Below are 19,242 nucleotides of genomic sequence, written 5' to 3'. Positions count from 1 at the left end.
GATAACCATTTATCAAATTGTTGATCTATTACAACTTCACGATAAATAATCACTGACATTTGTATTTATTAGCTATATTTTAGTTTATAGATGTATCACTTCTGGCAGGAGAGAAAAATGTGGCAATTAAGAATGAAGAATAAGCTACTGGTTTTTGCATTATTACCCTTGATTTTAAGTTTTTTATTTCTGGTATCGATTACCTATAACCTTGAATCTAATTCCCTCGAAGAGAACATGAACACTTTTCGAGATAGTCTCTATAACGAACGTAAGGCCCAGCTAAAGGATCAAGTCGATATTGCATTAGATATCGTTGAACATCAGTTAAGTCTCGGTTCTGCGGGGGATGTCAATAACGCGCTACGTAATGTCAGGTTCGGCACCGCTGGCTATTTCTTCATTTACGATTTCGATGGTTTTAACCGTTTTCATGCTACAAAACCCGCCTTAGAAGGGACTGCGCAAATCGGCATGACTGACCCTAATGGTAAGAAAATTGTTGCGGGACTTATCGATTCGGCTAAGCGCAGTGATGGATTCTTTAATTATGATTATTCTAAGCCTGGGGTGACTGGCCTAGTACCAAAAATTGGCTATTCCGCCACGGTCCCTGGTAAAGAGTGGATCTTGGGAACAGGTGCTTATACCGATGATATCGATGCTCAGGTCGATAGTTACCGCGATGTGATGACTCAACATATGAATGATAAAACGATGATGATTATTTTCATCGCATTTATTTTGGTCGCGGTAACAGCGGTGGTTATTTTAGTGGCTGCACAACGCATGGTTAATCCAATACACAATATGGTACAAAACCTTGAAGATATTGCTAAAGGCGAGGGGGATTTAACTAAGCGTTTAAATGTTCATGGCAGTGACGAAATTGCTATGCTGGGGAGGGCATTTAACCAATTTGTCGATAAGCTGCAAGGGATCATCAAAGATGTCGCCAGAGCAACGATAGAAGTCAAAGGCGGTGCCGACAATATTTCAGTGCAAACTGCCGCTATGGCTGCTCAGTTGATTAGTCACAATAATGAAACCGACCAAGTTGTTACCGCTATTACAGAGATGTCCGCGACAGCATCTGAAGTGGCAATGAATACTTCTCAAGTTGCTGAGGCGACCCATGCCGCGACAGATGATGTGAGCAATGCCCAACAGTGTGTCGATAGCTCCTTGCATGAAGTGTCTAACTTAATGTCTGAAATCGATACCGCAGCCAATCATATTAATTCCCTCAATGAGCAGTCCCAGAGAATTAATAGTGTACTTAGTGTTATCGGTGGTATTGCCGAACAAACTAATTTACTTGCGCTTAATGCGGCGATTGAGGCTGCGAGAGCGGGAGAGCAAGGGCGAGGATTTGCGGTGGTCGCTGACGAGGTGAGAAGTTTAGCAAGTCGAACCCAAGCGAGTACCCTAGAGATTAATGAGATGTTGTCTGAACTTCACAACCTGGTGTCTCTGGCGGTAAGCAGCATGGAGTCGAGTCAGCAGAGTTGTCACCGTTCGGTAACCTCATCGCGGGCGATTTCCGATAGTTTAGGTGCAGTAACCTCGGCAGTGACCTCTATTAATGACATGAGTACCCAAATTGCCACTGCAGCGACAGAACAAAGTTCCGTTACAGAAGAGATTAACCGTAACGTATTTGCTATCCAAGATATCGTTAATGAACTCTTGCAGTCGAGTAACAGTGCATCAGATATTAGCCAAGGTTTGGCCAATGAAGGGCGTAACTTAGATAAGCTAGTGGGCCAGTTTAAGGTCTAGTCGCACTCTCAAGCATAAGCAAAGGCCGCTATCTTAATAGCGGCCTTTTGGTTTGGGGGATTTCGTTCAGCGACAAGTTCCGCTGCTCTGTTTTAACTATACGCTTCGCTATGTTGTTTTAACTATAGGCTTAGCTTTTTCAACTTTCACCGCGCAGATCTTAAACTCAGGAATTTTGGCCACAGGGTCGAGCACATTATTGGTGAGCTTATTGGCTGCCGCCTCGGCAAAGTGGAACGGCAGAAACAATACGCCAGCTTGGGCTCGTTTAGTCACGAAGGCGGCAATCTTAATCGTCCCGCGCCGAGTCGAAAGCGTTAACATATCGCCGTTGGCTAGCTGGAGTTTATCGGCGTCGAAGGCCGATATCATCACCCTTGGTGTCGCTAATTGGTTTAAACCATCTGTTTTTCGGGTCAGCGTTCCTGTATGGAACTGTTCCAGAAGCCGCCCAGTAGACAGAATAAAAGGGTAATCTTCACAGGGCATTTCGGCAGGCAATCGATAGCCAACAGGCTTCATTATCGCTCTGCCGCGAGTAAACTCCTCAGTATGTAGAATCGGCGTACCAGGATGCCCTTCACTTGGGCAAGGCCACTGGACCCCTCGGCGGCTATCAGGGTTAGATGCATCGACACTCTGCCAGTTAATACCGCGGTATTGTGGTGTGACTTGATTGATCTCATGCCAAATTTGGCGTTCATCTTGATATTGCCAATCAGCGCCGAGTTCATTCGCGATATCATTAATGATCTGCCAGTCTAGGCGTGCCATACCGGGAGAGGGAATCGCCGCTTGCAATTGCTGAACACGGCGTTCGGAGTTGGTGAAATGCCCCTGTTTTTCGGCAAAGCTCGCCGCAGGTAGTACGACATCGGCAAGCTGAGCCGTTTCTGTCATGAAGATATCTTGAACTATCAATAATTCAGCATTTTTTAACCCTTTGAGTACATGAGCCTGATCGGGATCGCTCAGTACTGGGTTCTCTCCCATGACATAGAGTGCTTTAAGTTGCCCATGAGCCAGAGAGTGCATCATCTCTGTGGCGGCGATGCCAACCTTCGATGGCAGGGCTTGGTTGTCCCAGGCTTTAGCGAAGCGGTCTTGCACTTGAGGATCGTCGACTTTCTGGTAACCAGTAAAATAGTTAGGCAGTGCCCCCATATCACAGGCACCTTGTACGTTACTCTGGCCGCGCAGTGGATTAATCCCTGCACCTGCAACCCCGATATTACCGCAGAGCAGTTGTAAGTTAGCGATGGCGGTAACATTGTCATGTCCACTCGTGTGTTGGGTTATCCCCATAGCATAATAGATCGCCGTCTTTTGGGCTGTGCCGATCATCTTGGCAAGCAAGGTTATCTGCTCTGCACCGACGCCGGTGATCAATGCCGCATTTTCGAGACTGTAATCTGGCTTCATCACCTCTTTATATAGCTCGCTGTAACCATCGACACGGCGTTCAATGTAATCAAGATCGTGCCAATTATTTGTAATAATTTGCTGCATCAAGGCATTCAGTAGCATCACATCTGAGCCTGGACGGTGGCAAAGATAAAGCTCGGCTTTATCGGCAATACTGACTCGTTTGGGGTCAGCGACAACTAACCTCGCACCATGTTGATCAACAGCTTGTTTAATCTTAGAGGCGATAATAGGATGAGCCGCCTCGGTATCTGAGCCTAGTATAAAGATGAGATCAGACTCTTTGATCGATGGAATATCGTTAGTCATGGCGCCGCTGCCAAGGGAGTCTTGCAAAGCCGTTACCGTAGAGGCGTGACATAAGCGCGCGCAGTGATCGATATTGTTGGTGCCGATAACACTTCTAAATAATTTTTGAAACAGATAGTTATCTTCATTGGTCGCCTTGGCTGAGGCCAAACCAGCAATAGCATCGCTACCATGCTGAACTTTGATCTGCTTAAGCTTGCTTGCAATATGAGAGATAGCTTCATCCCAGCTGACTTCGACCAGTCGCCCCTGTTTACGCAGTAGCGGTGTGGTGAGACGCTCATTGCTATTCACAAAATCGAAGCCAAATCGCCCTTTGACACACAGCATTCCCTCGTTAACAGGCGATGCTGCGTTGCCACTGACATGCAGTATTTTGTCGTTGGCGGGATCGGTATGTAGGGTAATTCCGCAACCAATTCCACAATAGGTGCAGATTGTGGATGTTTGTTTTAGCGCTGCCTTACGACCTTGAGTCTTATCGCGAGCATCTGTTAGCGCGCCAGTTGGACAAACTTGAACACAGTTGCCGCACTGCACGCATTGACTGTCCGCCATGGTGACGTTAAATCCTGCGCGAGGAGCCTGACGAAGTGTGCTCTGTGAGGCCCCTTGTGGAATTGCCAGATAACTATCGGCCTCAAAACTAATTGCATTGTGCCCAGCCTGTTGGTGACACATGGCTACGCAGGCGCCGCAACTGATGCAGCGATTGGGGTCAAAGTTGATAAAAGGCGTACTGCTATCTTGAACGAAGTGTCTATGCTGTTCGCTGTCCAGAGTCTTACTATCTATTCGATATTCGCTGGCATAATCTCTGAGTTTGCAATCGGTGTTAGCTTGGCAGCCACACTCGAGGCAGCGAGCCGCTTCTGCTATGGCAATTTCATCGCTAAACCCAAGTTCAATTTCATCGAAGTTTTGTTGTCTTTCATCTATTGAAAGCTCTGCCATTGTCGCTTTTTGCTGCTTCAATCGCTGAGGAAAATGGCTAAGATTTAATGGTGCTTGGCTACGTTTCTCTGAGTTAAATGATGTTTGTGTGAGTCCACAGACGAGCTGGCCGTTAAGTTGTTTTTCGATCGCTTCGGCGGCCTTCTTTCCATCGGCGACGGCGGCTACCGCTGTGGCGGGCCCAGTTCGAGAGTCACCTAGAACAAACAGCTTTTCAATGCCAGATGACATGGTGTGTTCGCAGCCAGAGAAGGTGTTCCAGCGCGTTAGTGCTACTTCACCGGTCGACAACAGGCTCTTTGGGTGACCAAGAAATTCCATATCGGGCGTTTGTGATACCGCAGGGATCACCGTGTCGAAGTCCTCAACAAAGGTTTCGCCAGTGGCTTTGGGTGAGCGTCTGCCTGAGGCATCTGCTTCACCTAGGGCCATCTTCTCTAAGGTGACACTGTTGATGCGGCCATTGCTATCGGCATGGTTCTCGATTGGATTGGTGAGGAAATAGAAGCGCACACCTTCGTGTTCGGCCTCTTCAATTTCATAATCTTCGGCAGGCATCTCATCACGAGTGCGCCGATAAACCAATGTGACCTCTGCGCCTTCTCTGAGTGCAGTGCGGGCACAGTCTATTGCAGTATTGCCACCGCCAATGACGGCGACCTTTTTGCCAGTAATATAGTGCTTATTAGTACAATGATCTTTTAGGTAGTCGACTCCTAGATAGCAGCCATCCAGCTCGACACCTGGGTAGTTCATAGGTACGGCTTTCTGTGCACCAATTGCTAGGCAGACTGCATCGAAAGCGTCCAGTAGGCCACTAAGATGAATATCCTTACCCAAGCGGGTATCCGTTTGAATATTCATCCCATTTTTGCAGAGTAATTCTATCTCTTGATCCAGTATCGCCTTAGGTAGGCGATACTCAGGAATACCATATCTGAGCCAGCCGCCAGCTTTGGGCATAGCTTCATATAGAGTGACTTCATGGCCTGCATTGGATAGATAAAAACCTGCGCTTATCCCCGCAGGGCCGCTACCAACAATGGCGACTTTCTTCCCTGTAGAGGGCGATCTATTCGGAATATAACTGTCGCCTTGTAGATCGATATCCGCCGCATGGCGTTTAAGTTGCCTTATGGCTAATGGCTCATCGAGTTCGCCTCGGCGACACGCAGATTCACAAAAAGCTGGACATACACGGCCTATGGATAAAGGTAGGGGCAGGGTCTCTTTAATGATCTTTACCGCTTCTCGGTGATTTCCCTGGGCTATTTGAAATAGGTAGGATTGCACATCGACACCAGCGGGACAGGCTTGCTGGCAAGGAGCTTCACAATCGGCAAAGTGATCGCTAAGCAGGTGTTTTAAAGACGCTTGGCGGATCTTACTCAGCGCGGCTGAATGGGTTATGACGCTGACAGTTTCCGTTATTCTGGTTTCACAGGCTTTAATGGTCGCCATATTGCCCGAGCCGTCAGTAGTCTCAACATAGCAAAGACCGCATTCTTGTTTGCCATCCGTTTGCATGCCTTGATGACATAGGCTGGGGATCGCTATGCCTGAATTTGTGGCGCATTGGAGTAGGTTCTCTCCCCGCTTGGCTGTGACCGTTCGACCGTCGATGGTGAGTGTTATCATTGTAGGGACCTTTATTAGAATCGTTAACTATGCTCGGCAATCCATGACCCTGAGTTAGTACATTTTGAGATTAAGGTTTTGCTTGAGTATACCCAGAGCCGTTTTAGCTAGAGGTCTTAGTAGTGCATATTTATGCTGTTTATGTGGTTGAGATCACGATAGTACTTAAGAGTGTGCTCGTATCGCGACTGGCTTGGGCTGGTTAGTGATCTTCGTCTTGTTTTGCTAATAAGAGAGAGCTATCGGGTCATTTTTTTCACAAATACGACCACAAATAATGCGATGGTAAAACTACCGGTAAAGGCCTCTATGGCGGCAATAGCCCGAGAGTATCCAATGGGGGTAAAGTCGCCATATCCCAAGGTGGTAAATGTGACGACTGAGTAGTACAGACAATTAAAAAATAGCGATAGGTTAGTCGTGAAACTATTGCTCAACTTAAAAATATGTACATTGCCATCATAATTTAGTCCCGTAAAAAGGTAGAGCAGGGCGCAGACAAAGATCAATCCCATTGAAAAGCCGATCACTCTCGTTGGGGCCTCGCCGTAGCCGCAAAAAATGTCGATCATTTTCGATAGCATGCGAGAATAGCTGTATTTAGGCATTTGATGACGGCGCATCGTAAGCTCTTTACGCAGGTAGTTACCAGCCATGGCGAACAGACCTTCTCGTTCGGCGGCTTTGCGCAGATCGCGATAGATCTCTTCTGTTTGTTCAAAATAGTCTTGGGCGATCTCATGTTCGCCAAGGCGTTCGGCTTCGTTAGCTAAACGCTCCTGCTTGAGCACTTTACCCGTATGAATATTTTCAATTTTTGCGCCGTTCCACTTTATCCCGAGCAAGTTGGTATTGACTAGGTTAGCGCAGTGGACATTTGCTTCTCGTAGATCCGCCTTCATTAAACTGGCATTTTGCAAATTTAGGTTAAACATGTGCGCGCCTTGCAGATTGGCTCGATAAAGCTCGACATGGCTCATGTCAAATCCCGTTTTTTGATGATGACGAACCAAGTCTATACCTGGGAGTTGAGCACGCTTAAGGCTTATACCTCGAAGCATGCCGCCACCTCGAGCATACTCCTCGAGCCTAGCAATATCTTCCGGCTTATCTTTGATGATTTTGGGATCATGCCAATAACACAGACCAGAAGGTTCAGCAGGTTCAGTGCATGAAAATCCTTCATCTTCGTGGTAGCAGCATTGGCTTCGCTTTTGGTTCATATTAAAAAGTATAGCCAGCAAATTTCAATTGGTGAGGTGTGTCTTAAATCTCATAAAAAAGTGTTGCTAACCCTTGAATCTATATTGGTTTTCGCTCACTCTCATCCTTAAATTAAATTAGGGATAATTAACAAGCTTGAGACAGTAAGCGTAAGCCGTAAGCTAAAATCGGTTAAAAGCGCAATATCAAGTGTATCAAGGAGCTCAATGGGCTAGCTTTGTTAGTCATTTTTGCGGTGTTAAAGGCGATTTGTGGAAAATAGCTTAAGCGCCTTGTATTGGCATTGTAAAAATTGCCAATAAACAGCGCTAAAAACAAGCTGTAAAAAGCCAACAGCCCCTAGGCTAAAGTGGGGGATTGAGTTAAAATACCGCGTTTGCACTCCTGCCCATCGTTTTTTAAGTAGAAAAAGTCATGTTTGAAGTTAATCCGGTTAAATTTAAAATCAAGGAATTGGCTGACCGTACCCAACTCCTTCGGGGGTATCTTTGACTATGATGCCAAGAGTGAGCGTCTAGAAGAAGTCAGCCGAGAGCTCGAAAGCTCTGAAGTGTGGAATGATCCCGATAATGCTCAGGCATTGGGGAAAGAGCGCGCTTCGCTCGAAGCGGTGGTCAAAACTATCGATGATATGGATAGTGGTTTGGAAGATATTGAAGGTCTTCTCGAACTTGCTATCGAAGAAGACGATGAAGAGACCTTTAACGATGCCTCTAGTGAGCTGAGTGATTTAGAAAAACGCTTAGAAGAACTCGAGTTCCGCCGCATGTTCTCAGGTCCTCATGACGCATCCGACTGCTACTTGGATATTCAATCTGGCTCTGGTGGGACAGAGGCGCAAGATTGGGCCAACATGGTACTGCGCATGTATTTGCGTTGGGGGGAAGCAAAAGGTTATAAGCCTGAGTTGATGGAAGTGACCGATGGTGACGTTGCCGGTATCAAAGGGGCGACCATTAAGTTTACTGGTGAGTATGCATTTGGCTCATTACGTACCGAAACAGGCGTACATCGCTTAGTGCGTAAATCACCATTCGATTCGTCGGGTAAGCGCCACACCTCTTTCTGCTCGGTGTTTGTCTATCCAGAGATTGATGACTCAATTGAAATTGACATTAATCCGTCAGATTTGCGAATAGATACCTATCGTGCGTCGGGTGCTGGTGGTCAGCACGTCAACAAGACTGAATCGGCGATTCGTATTACTCACTTGCCGACTAATACCGTGGTGCAGTGCCAAAATGACCGTTCGCAACATAAGAACCGTGATGCGGCGATGAAACAGCTAAAAGCAAAACTGTATGAGTTAGAGATGCTCAAACAGAACGCCGACAAACAAGCCGCCGAAGATGCTAAGTCTGATATCGGTTGGGGCAGCCAGATCCGCTCATATGTGCTCGACGATGCGCGTATTAAAGATCTGCGCACCGGTGTAGAGAATCGAAATACTCAGAGCGTCCTCGATGGCGATCTGGATAAGTTTATTGAAGCTAGCCTGAAATCTGGCCTTTAACGAGAGAAGAAGATGACTGAACAAACTCAAGACGAAAACAAGTTAATTGCAGAGCGCCGTGCCAAGTTGGAGCATGTACGCGCTTCTTGCCCTGCTAACGGTCACCCAAATAACTTCGATCGAAAACATAAAGCGGCAGATATCCAAGCTGAATTTGGTCACAACACCAAAGAAGAGTTGGAAGGCATGAATATTCAGCGTTCTATCGCTGGCCGTATCATGGCAAAACGTGGTCCATTCTTGGTTATCCAAGATGTGAGCGGTCGTATTCAGGCTTATGCGGGTAAAGACGTACAGAAAGAGCTGAAAGAGAAATATCAAGGTCTCGATATTGGCGACATTATTGGTGTTACTGGTCAATTGCATCTTTCAGGTAAAGGCGATCTTTACGTCAACATGGAAGAGTATCAATTACTGACTAAGGCACTGCGCCCACTACCTGAAAAGTTCCACGGTCTAACTGACCAAGAGACTCGTTATCGTCAGCGTTATGTCGATTTGATCGTTAACGAAGATTCTCGTAATGCGTTTATTATGCGTTCTAAAGTGGTATCTGCAATCCGTAACTTCATGATCAAAAAAGAGTTCATGGAAGTTGAAACCCCAATGATGCATAGCATTCCTGGCGGCGCATCTGCTCGTCCGTTCGAAACCCATCATAATGCGCTTGATATCGCTATGTATCTGCGTATTGCGCCTGAGCTTTACCTTAAGCGTCTAGTGGTTGGCGGTTTTGAGCGAGTATTTGAGATCAACCGTAACTTCCGTAACGAAGGTCTTTCGCCTCGTCATAACCCTGAATTCACTATGATGGAATTCTATATGGCGTATGCAGACTATAAAGATTTAATGGATCTTACCGAAGAGATGCTCAGTTCTATCGCGATTGAACTATGTGGTAGCGCACAGCTTCCGTACGGTGAACATACCGTTGATTTTGGTGGTCCTTATGCGCGTTTAAGCATGCTAGACGCAATTAAGAAGTATAACCCAGACAATGAAACCATTCAGTCAATGACCTATGAAGAGGTTAAAGACGTTGAATTTATGCGTGACCTAGCTAAGAGCTTAGGCATGACCATTGAGAAGTTCTGGACTTGTGGTCAGTTGCTCGAAGAGATTTTCGGTGAAACTGCTGAGCCTAAGCTGATGCAGCCGACTTTCATTACCGGTTACCCTGCGGACATTTCACCACTTGCACGTCGTAATGATGAAAACCATTTTATCACCGATCGTTTCGAGTTCTTTATCGGTGGTCGTGAAGTGGCTAATGGTTTCTCTGAGCTTAACGATGCGGAAGATCAAGATAAACGCTTTAAGGCACAGGTTGATGCCAAAGATGCTGGTGATGATGAAGCTATGTTCTATGACGCTGATTACATCACGGCATTAGAGCACGGTTTACCGCCAACAGCGGGTCAAGGTATCGGTATTGACCGTTTGGTGATGCTGTTTACTAACACACACACCATTCGTGACGTGATTTTATTCCCGGCTATGCGTCCACAAGGATAAGTTTAGCAAGGTGCTAAAAAACCAGCCAAATGGCTGGTTTTTTTATATCTGGTGAGTATTCACCGCTAGTCTTTATCTCCTTTCATATACTGATTGGTATTACTATCACCAACCTGTTCTCAAGATAATAAGCTTGTCTGCTAACCTAGGTTTTATAAATCGTTTTACTAGCGACTTTTAGCAAGCGGGGTGTATAGTGTTTTAACCTATGATTTAATTCTATTTGTTTATAATCGTCCACAATTTTTATTTTGACTGTGTCTATTCATAATAAATGACGATATGCTAAATAACGATAAAACATAGTTTTGTTTTGATATTTTAAAGGTAACTGCAGATAGTGATAGACATTAAGCTTTCACAACAACAAGTTAAAAAATGGCAGGAGTCTATAGATACTCTGTCTGAGCATTTTGATGGCAGTATTTTACTCTACGTTTTAGACGACTCAGAAGAGTTAAGCTTACAGCTAAAATGTCAAAACGCTTCGGCTGAAGATATAGAACGGGCTGATTCGCTTGTTGCATCTGGGCTTAATTTATTAAAACCTTTTATACATTTTATCGAGCCCACAGAGGTTTATACGTCTGAAGATGGCATCAGTCTTATTCCTATCCTGTGGCCACAAAAAGCGGTCTATGGTGCATTATGTCTTGTACCTAATAAGGTCGGCGATTCAGCTCATTGTGACAATTTCCCTGGTTTGAATAGATTGATTATGATGGGTGTCGATTCCATCGAACTATCATTGAATCATGCATTTAAGTCTTCGCGTCAACAAAAGATAGAACTTAGGCAATCCTCTTTATCCCCATCAATAGATCTGCAGTTATTCATCGATAGCATCAAAGAACATATATGGATGAAAGATATCGCTGGGCGATACATCATTGTTAACCATAGTGTTGAGCGGGCTTGGGGCCGTCCTCGAGATCAGATCATTAACCGTACCGATGATGAGATCTTTGACGCAATGCTAGCAGAGGCTTTCGTACAAGGAGACCATGATTCTATTGTTCGTGGCGTGCAGGTTACGACTGCTGAATGCCAAGGTCTTTTGACCGATGACAAACAATCTTGGCTTGAAACCACTAAAGTACCTGTAGTCAGTGATGATGGTATCTTAGAAGGGGTTATAGGGATAACGCGAAACATTACTTCCCATAAGGCCGCCCAAGAGCAGTTAGAAATGGCCGCTAGCGTATTTGAAAATTCGTTAGAGGGGGTGTTGATCACCGATGCCGCTGGTCGTATTGTCGAAGTTCATGGTGCGTTTACTGATATCACAGGATTTAGTCGCGATGAAGTGATCGGTAAAAATCCTCGAATATTCAATTCTGGTCGCCATAGTAAAGCGTTTTTTGAAGCCCTTTGGCACTCTATTTTGACTCAAGGTAAGTGGCATGGCGAAGTATGGAATCGTCGTAAAAGTGGTGCTATCTTCCCTGAGCGACTGACGATTAGTTCAATGTATGACGATGATGATAACGTGCGTTATTTTGTCGCCGTATTTACCGATATATCGGCGCAAAAACAGAGTGAGCAAGAGTTAGCTCGGCTGGTTTATCATGATCCATTGACTCAGTTACCTAACCGAATGACACTCTCAGCTCAACTCGAACAAGAGCTACGTCATGCTAAGCGAGAAGAAGCTGAACTTGCACTGATTTTTATCGATGTCGATCTGTTCAAGCATATTAATGATAGTTTTGGTCATGTTGCTGGCGATACCGTCTTGGTAGAGCTTGCACAGCGACTAGCGGCTAAATTGGGTAATCAAGGGACTTTGGCTCGTCTCGGTAGTGATGAGTTTGTGGCACTGTTATCCCATATCGAGAGTAGCGATCAAGTCTCTTTGATGGTGAGTCAGTTACGCGAAGTATTTGAAGCACCTTTTGTGTTCCAAGGTGGTGCTATTCGTCTCACTGCGAGTATGGGAATAGCCCTTTATCCTGGCGATGGTGACAACTGTGATACCTTATTAAGTAACGCCGATGCAGCGATGCATAGAGCCAAGACTAATGGCCGAAATAACTATGCATTTTATACTCAATCGTTAACGCTGGAATCGATCGAACACCTGAAATTGCAAAGTGCACTTCACGATGCGATTGCTAACAAGGCTTTTCATCTGGTTTATCAACCGAAAGTTAATTTCACGACGCTTAAATGCAGTGGATTCGAGGCGCTACTTCGTTGGCAAGATCCAAGTTTAGGTCATATATCGCCAGCCGTTTTTATCCCTGTTGCAGAAAAAATCGGTCTAATATATGAAATAGGCTTGTGGGTGCTAAAAAATGCGGCGACTCAAGGTATGCGCTGGTTAGATGAGGGGAAAACCTTTGAGCGTATTTCTGTTAATGTCGCAGGCCCACAGTTACAGCAAGCGAACTTTTATGATGACGTCAAAAGGATATTAAATGAAACAGGCTTGCCACCGCATCACTTGGAATTAGAGGTGACCGAAAGCTGTATGATGTCGGATCCTAAGACGGTGATCACCTTGCTGAAGAAGTTAGGTGAGCTGGGCCTTGAGTTGTCTGTGGATGATTTTGGAACGGGTTATTCTTCACTCAATTACCTTAAACGGTTACCAATACATAAGTTAAAGATTGATCAATCATTTGTCAGAGATATTCCCAGTGATAGTAACAATACGGCTATCGCTAAGGCTGTTATCGCTTTGGGACATGCCCTTAACCTAAGGGTTATTGCCGAAGGGGTTGAAACCGAGGAGCAAGCCGAATTTCTGATTGATGCTGGATGCGATGAAGCACAAGGTTACCTTTACAGTAAGCCTTTATTAGCAAAAGATTTAGAGTCATTTTTATCTTAGATTTCGATAGGCTTTATAGCGAGATGATCACTCAAGATATTGCACTGGGTAGATCTTCTATCAGCCTCACTTCGCCCGAGTCCATATTATCGATGTGAATATTGCCGATACGCACTCTCACTAGGCGCAGGGTAGCAAAGCCGACTGCAGCTGTCATTTTACGTATTTGGCGATTTTTACCTTCGGTGAGGGTAATGGATATCCAACTTGTCGGTCCATGGCGTGGATCACGAATAGCTCGTCCTCTATCGGGTAATTCGGGAACCTGTGCGAGCTTAAATACCTTACAAGGTAAGGTGTGGTACTTTTCTCCTTTAATACCAATATCGACCCCAGTTGTTAGCAGCGCTAATGCCTTAGTATCTATATCTCCGTCTACTTGAACATAATATTCTTTCTCTATTGATTTGCTGCGAACTCGATGGCTTGTCATCCCATCGGTCGTCAACAGTAATAACCCTTCAGAATCATGATCTAGGCGCCCAATAGCCATAATTCCTGTCGGAAAGACGGCTAAATCAGCCAGAAGCGGTTTGCGTTTACGTCGCTCGGGTACGAACTGACTCAGGTAACCATAAGGTTTGAAAATTTTAAAGTGAGACTCTTTGATACGACTGCAGTTTGAATCTTGTTGGTTGTCTGACATGAGTTAGTGAGCTTCTGAGGTGGTTAGAAGCAGATTATATCATGTCGAGTTTGGGTTTATAGCCTAGCTATATGTGAACAAATATACTGCAACATTAGTAATGACAACGTTGTCATTTGTGGTTATAGTAATGTTAATTTGATCACCTGCACAGGTCATTAATGCGCTTATCGTGTTCTGGGCATTAATCTCTGGCGGCATCGATCTGTGTTGCTTAAGGCTGAATGAGTCAAAAATATGCAAATTGTTATTCTGAAAAATAGTGTAGAAGTCGCCGAATATGGAGCGAATATCTTTATTGAGCAACTGCAGGCTAAGCCTGATTCAGTGCTTGGATTGGCGACGGGCTCGACACCAATGTCGCTATATCGACAACTTATCAATGCTAATCAGGCTGGAGAGGTCTCCTTTGTTAAGGTAAAGAGTTTCAATCTCGATGAATATCTTGGCCTAGATGGTTCTCATCCACAGAGTTATCGTTATTTCATGAATGAGCAGCTCTTCGACCATATCGATATTGATAAGAGCCAAACCTTTGTTCCGCCTGGTGATGCCCAAGATCCTATAGAGGCATGTGAGCGTTATGAGAATCAAATCATTGAAGCAGGTGGGATCGATATTCAGCTCCTTGGGATTGGGCGTAACGGGCATATTGGTTTCAATGAACCCTCTTCAGGCTTAATGTCTCGTACACGAGTGAAGACACTAACAAAGGCGACAATCGATGATAATGCGCGTTTCTTTAGTGAAGGTGAATATCAACCTCATCTCTCGATCACCATGGGGATAGGTACCATCTTGGACGCAAAGAAAGTGGTACTCTTAGCCACCGGTGATAATAAGGCTGATGCGATCAAGGCGACGGTTGAGGGAGCGTTAAGTGCATCTTGTCCAGCTTCTGCACTGCAGTTACATCGAAATGCGGTATTAGTATTGGATGAAGCCGCCGCTTCAAAATTAAGCGATTGCGATTTTTATAGACATATAGAAGTTGAGAATCAAAAGTTACGAGCAAGCTTGGCTAAATCCTAGTGATGACTCGATGAATAGTTTGGCTTCAGGTTGCTCTGTTTAGGTTTTTTTAACCTGAGCACCTTGAGGCCGATTAGACTGATGCTTTAGAAGCGCAGCTGGTTGCGTCCTTCATGCTTAGCTAAATAAAGGAGTTCATCGGCTCTATCGATAAGTTGGCCTAAAGTACATTGATTACTTGTGCCATAAGCGACACCAGCACTTATGGTGATATTGAAGGTTTCATCTCCTTTAGCAAACGGATATTGCTGTATTTGTGCAGCAAACTCATTAACGATGACAATCGCATCGGCTAATTTTGTGTTATAAAAAACCAGCAAGAACTCTTCACCTCCCCATCTTACAGCCACATCTTTTTGTCTCAACTGCTGCATTAAAATTGAGCCAATCTTAGCTAGCACTAAATCACCACAGGAATGACCGAATCTATCGTTGATCTGTTTAAAGTAGTCGATATCGATCATGGCAAGGCTCAAGCCCTGCTTAGGTTGACTTTGTTGCCACAATTGGGGCATTAACTCATAAAAGGCTCGGCGATTATTAAGGCCTGTAAGCGGGTCGAGCTTAGCCATATATTGAGCGTGGAGTTTTTCATTTTCGATGTTACGAAATTGTCGTGCTAATGCGAAAGCTAATAATGTCATATCGACTAACATACCCACTTCACCAGCTCGGTAGCTCAATGTGGTATAGGGAATCAGTCCCCAAACCGTTATTCCTGTGGAAGCTGTGCCAAGCATTGAGGTGATAGAGGCGAGTAAAAACAGTTTGCCGTTACTGTTTCCTCTTCTTATGGCAAACATACCTAATATCAACATCAATATTGAAAACAGTAACATAAAGACAAATGCAATATATAAGGCAATGGCCTGTTCACCCATTGCTAAGATAATAATGAGTGGTAATAAGAAGATGGCGCATAGGCTTAGTACACTCCTATATAGCAATGGACTCAGCCTTTTGATAGATAAAAAATGAAGCGCAAAGAGTAAGCCAAATAGGTTAAACATTCCCATTAATAGAGGGTTTGCAAGTTGTTGCCATTGAATATTTTCAGACCATAACCATTGATATCCATGACCTGTATAGGCCATATTGAGAATCATAAAACTAAGTAAAAACAACGAATAATAAAAGTAACTTACATTTCTTAGTCCGATAAATAGCATCACGTTATATGCCAATAGGCAGAATATTGCGCCATACAGAAAACCGTAGCTATAACTATCAAAAAGTTGACGAGCTACGGATTCATTTTCATCTTGAAAATATATGGGTACTAACATGGGGTCGATTGACTCTACACGAATGAGTAGATGGGTGATGCCAGGGGGAAACCCATAGTCAATATTAAAGAATCGTTGATTGTTACCCCGTTGAGAAAAGAGTAGATGATCTCCCCGCACTAACTTGTGGAACTTGCCGTTTGGGGAGTAAAAATAGAACTCAATGTTATCAAGCCAAGAGTTACTTACGGTAAGTTGTCTCTCTATTGTGAACCGTTCTGGATTACGAATGCTTATAGCAAGCCAATGAGGTGTTGAATTTATACCAAAATTGGCGACATTGTTTTCAATTTGGTGAAATTCGCCATTCAGGTAGCTAGCTAATATTTGCTCTGCAGAAAGTTGTTCTTGGGCTTCTTTAGTGGAAAACCGCTCGCTAATCGAGTCGGTATAGTGGTCATTTATATTTAAGCAATAGGCGTTGCTAGGTACCAAACAAGTTAGCGTACCTACTAATAATAGATAGAATGAAGTCCATTTAAAGGTCATGGTTATTCTTTAATAAAAGTTATAGTTGGCGTCACCAAATCTATTTGAGGTACGTTGTAGAGAATGTAATAGTCCTGAGATCATTTTTAACACAAACATAGCATTTAACCTAGAATGTGTTGATTTTTCATGGGTTTTTTTGCACTTGTTTAGTGGCTATTTGGGATAGGGGATTGTTAAGGTGGAAAAACATAATATATTTAGTACGTTACCAGATGATTTAACTTGTGAGGTGTTTGAGCCTATTGTGGATCAGCGTGGCATTGTTATTGAACGTATTATTTCTATGGCTCATGTAACGCCTAAGGGGCAATGGTACTGCCAAGATCGCAGCGAGTGGGTCATGGTGTTACAAGGTGAAGCCAAGCTAGTATTTGATGATTCACAGGTGGTTCACCTTCATAAGGGAGATCATATAACCATTCCTTCCCGCTGTAAGCACAGAGTTTGTTGGACGAGTGAAAGCGAACCCACTCTCTGGTTAGCTGTGCATTATTAAGCTCGATCCATTAAAAACGACTAAAATCTGGCTATGATAACCGTGATCTGTGAGCTAGATCTGTTATAATCGCGCGCTAATTTTTATCCAACTTTCTATCTAACAGTGAGCTGATTGAGACCCCCATGGACAAGCCTGAGATTTTCACCCCAGATTCAGTATCGCCAGCACCAGTCAAGGTACAGTCTAATCGCCTCGAACTGTTAGCTCCAGCTAAGAATGCCGATTACGGTATCGAAGCGATTAAACATGGCGCGGATGCAGTCTATATTGGCGGGCCAGCCTTTGGAGCCCGTGCGACAGCGGGTAACAGCGTTGAAGATATTGCCCGCTTATGTGAATTTGCTCATCAGTATCATGCGCAGGTATTTGTTGCGATCAATACCATCTTGATGGATGACGAGTTAGCCGCAGCAGAGAAATTGATCTGGGAGGTCTACGAGGCGGGTGCCGATGCACTTATTGTGCAAGATATGGCGATCTTGCAACTTGATATTCCCCCTATTGCGTTACATGCAAGTACTCAGATGGACAATCGCAGTCCAGAGAAGGTTGCTTTTCTTGAGCAGGTGGGCTTCTCTCAAGTGGTATTGGCAAGGGAGCTTGGCTTAAGTCAGATCCGCGATGTTGCCGCCAATACCAACATGCAAATTGAGTTTTTCATTCATGGGGCCCTTTGTGTTGCGTTTAGTGGCCTGTGTAACCTCAGTCACTCTTTTAGTAACCGCAGCGCCAACCGCGGTGAATGTTCGCAACTGTGCCGTTTACCGGGGGATTTAAAAACTCGCCAGGGTGAAGTGTTAGCACAGAATGAACACCTGTTATCGTTGAAAGATAACAATCAAACCGACAACCTAGAGCTGCTTATCGACGCCGGTGTTCGGTCATTTAAGATTGAAGGCCGCCTCAAAGATTTAAGTTACGTTAAAAATGTCACCGCCCATTATCGCCAAGAGCTAGATAAAATTATCGCGAGACGCCCAGAGTTTACAGCCTCGTCACATGGTCGTTGTGAGCATAACTTTATCCCAGATCCAGAGAAAACCTTTAACCGCGGCAAGACTGATTATTTCGTCCATGAGCGCAGCCAAGGGATGAATGACTTCCGCTCGCCAAAGTACATCGGCGAAGAAGTTGCCAAGGTGAAACGCATTGGCAGTGACTTTATCGAGGTGATCTCAGAAGAAAGCTTCAATAATGGCGATGGCTTATGTTTCTTTACCAGTAATTTTACCGAAGCTAAGCAGTCTGATGACAAGCTAAAAGGGATGCGGGTTAATCGCGCCGAAGGCCTTAAGTTGCATCTTACTCGCGTCCCGAAAGAGTTACAGGTGGGGATGACCATTTATCGTAATCACAATCAGGCATTTGAAGCGGTATTAGCTAAAGAGTCATCTAAGCGCGTTATAGAGGTCGACTTGCAGTTAACCGATACCGACGACGGCGTATGTTTAACCATGACCGACTGCTATGGTCACAGCGTTAGTCAGTCTTTAGTGGTTGAAAAAACAGTGGCAACCGATGTGGAGAAAACACAGCTGGGGCTGCGTAAGCAACTGGCTAAGTTAGGCAGTACTGATTTCAAGGCGCGTAAGATCGCCATCGAGACCGCACAAACCTGGTTTATCCCCACTTCAATGCTAAATGGATTACGTCGTGACACGGTTGCGGCATTAGAGCTGGCGCGAGTTGATGGTTATCAGCGTCCAAAAGCATGGAAATATAACCAAGAAGCGACTTATCCGGTTAAACACCTAAGTTATTTGGGTAATGTCGCCAATGAAAAGGCTAAAGACTTTTATACTCGCCATGGCGTTATCGACATTCAAGATACCTATGAAAAAAATGGCGTGACCGAAGATGTGCCATTAATGGTCACTAAACATTGTTTACGCTTTAATTTTAATCTGTGTCCAAAAGAGGTGCCGGGGATTAAAGCTGACCCTATGGTGTTGGAGATAGGTAAAGACGTATTAAAGCTGGTCTTTGATTGCCCTAAGTGTGAGATGCTGGTGGTCGCAGAAAATCGCCAGGTTAAATCGAGCGACTAATTGCTAGAATTATCTAACCCTTAAAAAATCGCCAATTGGCGAT

At 44.6% G+C, this 19,242-nt stretch carries 11 protein-coding genes; 7 read left to right on the top strand and 4 right to left on the bottom strand.

The genetic code is table 11. The features are described 5' to 3' along the window. Positions 1-117 precede the first annotated feature (117 nt). On the top strand, positions 118-1,782 hold the full coding sequence (locus K0I73_RS15060) for a methyl-accepting chemotaxis protein (RefSeq protein ID WP_220061880.1): 1,665 nt from the start codon (positions 118-120) through the stop codon (positions 1,780-1,782). A gap of 108 nt (positions 1,783-1,890) precedes the next feature. Here K0I73_RS15060 and fdhF read toward each other — a convergent pair whose 3' ends face one another. Together fdhF and K0I73_RS15050 are read right to left on the bottom strand one after the other, a co-directional pair. Next, a complete protein-coding gene (gene fdhF, locus K0I73_RS15055; RefSeq protein WP_220061879.1) occupies positions 1,891-6,108 on the bottom strand; it encodes a formate dehydrogenase subunit alpha in 4,218 nt (1,405 codons plus the stop codon). 239 nt (positions 6,109-6,347) lie between these two features. Beyond that, entirely contained in the window at positions 6,348-7,331 is a 984-nt protein-coding gene (locus K0I73_RS15050; protein ID WP_220061878.1) for an ion channel, read from the bottom strand. A gap of 415 nt (positions 7,332-7,746) precedes the next feature. Between K0I73_RS15050 and prfB the strand changes: the two genes are divergently transcribed. From prfB to K0I73_RS15035, 3 genes are all read left to right on the top strand, one after another. After that, a protein-coding gene (gene prfB, locus K0I73_RS15045; protein WP_220061877.1) for a peptide chain release factor 2 occupies positions 7,747-8,845 on the top strand; the annotation gives its coding sequence in 2 pieces (ribosomal slippage) (positions 7,747-7,821 and positions 7,823-8,845; 1,098 coding nt in all). Positions 8,846-8,857: 12 nt separating this feature from the next. After that, complete coding sequence (gene lysS / locus K0I73_RS15040) at positions 8,858-10,360, top strand: lysine--tRNA ligase (protein WP_220061876.1); 1,503 nt, start codon at positions 8,858-8,860, stop codon at positions 10,358-10,360. 340 nt (positions 10,361-10,700) lie between these two features. Continuing rightward, a complete protein-coding gene (locus K0I73_RS15035; RefSeq protein WP_220061875.1) occupies positions 10,701-13,196 on the top strand; it encodes a putative bifunctional diguanylate cyclase/phosphodiesterase in 2,496 nt (831 codons plus the stop codon). A gap of 31 nt (positions 13,197-13,227) precedes the next feature. Here K0I73_RS15035 and K0I73_RS15030 read toward each other — a convergent pair whose 3' ends face one another. After that, the gene (locus K0I73_RS15030) at positions 13,228-13,842 is read right to left on the bottom strand and encodes a pseudouridine synthase (RefSeq protein ID WP_220061874.1); all 615 of its coding nucleotides are present in this window, start codon (positions 13,840-13,842) and stop codon (positions 13,228-13,230) included. Between the two features lie 237 nt (positions 13,843-14,079). Here K0I73_RS15030 and nagB point away from each other — a divergent pair, with 237 nt between their 5' ends. Further along, entirely contained in the window at positions 14,080-14,874 is a 795-nt protein-coding gene (nagB, locus tag K0I73_RS15025; RefSeq protein ID WP_220061873.1) for a glucosamine-6-phosphate deaminase, read from the top strand. Between the two features lie 86 nt (positions 14,875-14,960). Here the strand turns inward: nagB and K0I73_RS15020 are convergent, their stop codons facing one another. Next, positions 14,961-16,649, bottom strand: coding sequence for a sensor domain-containing diguanylate cyclase (locus tag K0I73_RS15020; RefSeq protein ID WP_220061872.1), 1,689 nt, complete (start codon positions 16,647-16,649; stop codon positions 14,961-14,963). A 181-nt stretch (positions 16,650-16,830) separates the two neighbouring features. On the opposite strand from K0I73_RS15020, the gene K0I73_RS15015 reads away from it, so the two are divergent. Then, positions 16,831-17,148 (top strand): cupin domain-containing protein, encoded by a 318-nt coding sequence (locus tag K0I73_RS15015; RefSeq protein WP_220061871.1) that lies wholly within the window; start codon positions 16,831-16,833, stop codon positions 17,146-17,148. A gap of 125 nt (positions 17,149-17,273) precedes the next feature. Then, the gene (locus K0I73_RS15010) at positions 17,274-19,199 is read left to right on the top strand and encodes a peptidase U32 family protein (protein WP_220061870.1); all 1,926 of its coding nucleotides are present in this window, start codon (positions 17,274-17,276) and stop codon (positions 19,197-19,199) included. Positions 19,200-19,242: the final 43 nt, after the last annotated feature.

Source organism: Shewanella mesophila, assembly GCF_019457515.1.
Lineage (GTDB): Bacteria > Pseudomonadota > Gammaproteobacteria > Enterobacterales > Shewanellaceae > Shewanella > Shewanella mesophila.
Note: the sequence above shows the minus strand (reverse complement) of the source record. Positions and strands in the feature narration are given on the sequence as shown.